Raw genomic sequence first — 3291 nt, forward strand, 5'->3', positions numbered from 1 at the left:
ATATGACCGCAAGCGATCCGATCAAAACACTGTTCAACACCCTTGCGAGGAGGGGGCCGTCCACATATGCGGCAGGTGATCGCCAGCTACGGCGAGATCCTGCTCGCCCAGACGTTCCAGATTCTCACCTGCAACGCTGTTCATCCGGTGGAGGCGCGCTGCTGCCGCTGGATCCTCATGATGCATGACCGGGCGGAGCAAGACACCCTGCCGCTCACGCACGAGTTTCTCGCCGAGATGCTGGGCGTGCAACGCTCGACCGTGAGCGTGGTGACGCGCACACTGCAAACGGCGGGGCTCATCGAGCAGGGGCGCGGGAGCATCACGGTGACGGATCGAGCCGGTCTTGAGGAGGCGGTGTGCGAGTGCTACGGCCGGATCCAGCGCATCTACCAGCGCGTGATGCCTGGCCGCTACCCATCGAAATCGGGCCCGTAAATCTGCCCAGCAACTTCGCATAACCGCCGGTATGAAACGCGATTTGAAGTGTTCGGAGCGTATTCCCGGCGGCTTATGGAACGCCGCCGCACCTCTGCAGTCAAAGCGGATTCCGAGCAGCCCTTGGCGCGGCCACGAATACTTGGAATGACTTTCGGCCGGATCGGCGCTGAATCTCCCGCCACGTTTAAACTAAATTAAGGACGTGGCCTGCCGCCAACCGCACGCTGAAGGCGTGGATCAACATGGGATCCGCTCCTCTGGATGTTCTTCCTCGACTATCCCTAACTCTCCCTCGCTGTCTCTCCCGTCGGCGGGGGAGTTTTCTTGTCGGGAGCCAGAGGCGGCGGTTTTCGGCCCTGGAGGGAATAAATCGCGGTCTGGGGCGTCAATCGCAGACCGGCTCTCATGCCCCTGCCGGCCCCTTACAGGCGCTCCCGCGGGGGCGCCTTTTTCTTGCGCCGCGACGGGCGAACCTGGGTGCTGCCGGGGCAGTCTTAATCTGTGCCGGACCGGTCACCTTTCGGTAGCTGCAATGTGCAAGATCTCCACACCAACACGGAGATCACAATGACACTGATTCACACCCTCGTCCGCCAACTGCGCCGCTCGCTCCTGATCTCGCTCCCGATCGGGACTGCCAAACTGCTGCCTCTGGTCGAGATCGGCCTGCGCTCCATGGATTACGCCTGACGACGGGCTGAAGTTGCGGGCCGGTACAGGCCCGCCTCCATCCGCGTTGAAGTGGCTGCGCACGCCCCGACACCCGTCAAGGCGGAATGTTGAATCAATTAACAACGAACATCGTAGCGAAGAATTCTCGCTGTCCACAGGGTAGCGCGAATGAAAGGTTCATGTATTTCAGCAGCATGCATCATAAAATAAGCAGTATCAGGATCACGTAAGCCTTTAGGTATGCTTGCCTGTCCCTGCGCTGGCCTGCTTCAACGAGGATACGACTTGTTGGAGATAGAGCAGATGACAAGAGACAACCGGACACTCGTCCGCCTGGATGCCCGCCTCGCTCTCTCAATCGAGGAGATCGGCGCGCCTCTGGGTCTGAGCCGGTGGACCATCGAGGAGGAAATCAGCAGCGGACGCCTGCAGGGGCGCAAGGTCGGGCGGCGCACCGTCGTGTTGCGTGCGGACCTCGAGGCCTATCTCGATCGCTCGCCGAAGACGGGGGTCGTGCGTGGCTGATCGTAACCTCATCAGCTTTCCGCCAGCGCGGAACGTGAGGCTGATCAAGTATCTCGTCGCGAAGTTTCTTGAGATCCCGGGCGGCCCTGGCCGCCTGCGCTGTTTCCGCCGCACGATCCTCCGTGACCTGGCGCAGCGCCGCCGGGCTCTCGGCTTCCCCACAGCGACCGTTAATGCAGAACTGAAGGAGATCGAGCGAGCCATGGCTCGACGTCTGGCCGTGACGTTCCTCTCAAAGACAGAGGCCAGTGGATGACCCCAGCGCCACTATGGAATGATTTCGGCCAAGCCGACGATTTGCAGCGGTACGGCGCTATGTCCCCCCCAAGCCTCCCCGCACCGGAGCCGGACGTTCCGCGCGAGCGTCAGTCCATCTTCACACAGAACAAGTTCAAATGGCTTGACCAGGTCAGCGAGGACGCCGAGCTCTCGCCGAACGCCTTCCGCGTTGCCTATCGGCTCGCTCAACACTTGAACCGGGACACGAACTTGGCGCCGCCGTCGCAAACTCTGCTCGCCAAGCGCCTCGGCATGAGCCGGAGGACGGTTCAAGCCATGATCGAACAGCTCGTCAAGCGCGGCCATCTTCAACTCGTCGACTGCGGTCGAGGGCGCGGCCGCGCGAACCATTATCGCCCGTTCCGCAAAGTCAGAATGAAACCAGAACAGGCCTGCTAAAATGCGCAAGTTCTCGCGCACCGGGTGCGCAAGTTCTCGCGCAATAACACTGTAGAAGAACACAAGGGCGCGGCCATCAAGCTCTGTGCGGGCGAGGTCGTCTATATCGACCCAACCACGGGCGCCGACGCCGCTCCGTTCATTATCAAAAATAAAGAAAATCTTAACCGACGTCGACCCGCGAGGCTGACGGATCCAGCGAGAACCGGCGACCGCATTCGCAGTGCTGGCGCTGACGTGCCTTCGGCACAGAGGGCTACCGGAGAAGAGATACAGCCTCTTTCGTTCCCCGTTCTGGGGAGCAATCACGCACATGGGCGAACCATGCGGGGACGTGTGATGCGTCCTCTGACTAAAAAGAGCGCTGCCCGTGAAGGGTTCGAGTGGGGCCGCGAGTGGGGCGCATGGGCCTTCAAGCGTGTGCTCTCCAAAGCGCCGCCCGATTGCAGCAGGGCACGGCGCGAGCGTTACGCGGTCGGTGTCGAGATCCTCCTCGAGGGACAGCGCAACCAGATCGCCGAGGACCATGGCGAGATCATCGCTGACGCATGGGCCCAGGCAGCGCGCAGAGTGATCAACCGGCGCGTTGGCGCAACAACCCTAGCCAGGAGGAGCCCATCGCCGCCAGCGGCCGCCGCAGAGCCTTACAAAGGCACGTCGGATAGAAGGGGGCGGGGGGCGAAATGTTGAGTACTTCGGAGGATAGCGACCGCATGGGGGCTGATTCACGGATTTTTTCTAGCCAAGCCCGAATTTCAGGCTCGCGGTGTTAGACAATTTGGCGAGTTTCCCGTCCTCTTTAACAGTGGAGTTAGGACGGGAAAATATCTTCGCCAGCATGAATATCTTCGCCAGCATGTCAGCGTGCCGGTGCCTTCCTGCCCGCGAGATCTCAGCCTAGGCAGCGGACTCATAACTGCGGATCCAGATGCGGGCTGATGCGAGCTTGATGGCGGCCAGGAAGTTGTCCGGGTT

At 61.2% G+C, this 3291-nt stretch carries 6 protein-coding genes; all 6 read left to right on the forward strand.

Annotation, left to right across the window (positions count from 1 at the left end; translation table 11 throughout):
- The first annotated feature begins 66 nt into the window (after positions 1–66).
- The 6 genes from DRB19_RS29235 (at position 67) to DRB19_RS30525 (ending at position 3006) form a co-directional block, all read left to right on the forward strand.
- A complete protein-coding gene (locus DRB19_RS29235) occupies positions 67–438 on the forward strand; it encodes a Crp/Fnr family transcriptional regulator (RefSeq protein ID WP_245439912.1) in 372 nt (123 codons plus the stop codon).
- Positions 439–1008: 570 nt separating this feature from the next.
- Positions 1009–1131: a hypothetical protein gene (locus tag DRB19_RS31630; RefSeq protein ID WP_276330646.1), complete on the forward strand. Its 123-nt coding sequence runs from the start codon at positions 1009–1011 to the stop codon at positions 1129–1131.
- A 285-nt stretch (positions 1132–1416) separates the two neighbouring features.
- Complete coding sequence (locus tag DRB19_RS29240; protein WP_114189452.1) at positions 1417–1638, forward strand: helix-turn-helix domain-containing protein; 222 nt, start codon at positions 1417–1419, stop codon at positions 1636–1638.
- Entirely contained in the window at positions 1631–1894 is a 264-nt protein-coding gene (locus DRB19_RS29245) for a hypothetical protein (RefSeq protein WP_114189453.1), read from the forward strand. Before DRB19_RS29240 ends, DRB19_RS29245 begins: the two co-directional genes overlap by 8 nt.
- Before the next feature lie 59 nt (positions 1895–1953).
- On the forward strand, positions 1954–2316 hold the full coding sequence (locus tag DRB19_RS32050; protein ID WP_373867457.1) for a helix-turn-helix domain-containing protein: 363 nt from the start codon (positions 1954–1956) through the stop codon (positions 2314–2316).
- 339 nt (positions 2317–2655) lie between these two features.
- Positions 2656–3006 (forward strand): hypothetical protein, encoded by a 351-nt coding sequence (locus DRB19_RS30525; RefSeq protein ID WP_147023340.1) that lies wholly within the window; start codon positions 2656–2658, stop codon positions 3004–3006.
- Positions 3007–3291: the final 285 nt, after the last annotated feature.

The organism is Microvirga aerophila, from assembly GCF_003332305.1.
Taxonomy (GTDB): domain Bacteria; phylum Pseudomonadota; class Alphaproteobacteria; order Rhizobiales; family Beijerinckiaceae; genus Microvirga; species Microvirga aerophila.

Excerpts from the sequence above, each read along its gene's own strand:
- DRB19_RS29235 (WP_245439912.1), top strand. The coding sequence starts at position 67 with ATGCGGCAGGTGATCGCCAGCTACGGCGAGATCCTGCTCGCCCAGACG.
- DRB19_RS31630 (WP_276330646.1), top strand. The coding sequence starts at position 1,009 with ATGACACTGATTCACACCCTCGTCCGCCAACTGCGCCGCTCGCTCCTG.
- DRB19_RS29240 (WP_114189452.1), top strand. The coding sequence starts at position 1,417 with ATGACAAGAGACAACCGGACACTCGTCCGCCTGGATGCCCGCCTCGCT.
- DRB19_RS32050 (WP_373867457.1), top strand. The coding sequence starts at position 1,954 with ATGTCCCCCCCAAGCCTCCCCGCACCGGAGCCGGACGTTCCGCGCGAG.
- DRB19_RS30525 (WP_147023340.1), top strand. The coding sequence starts at position 2,656 with ATGCGTCCTCTGACTAAAAAGAGCGCTGCCCGTGAAGGGTTCGAGTGG.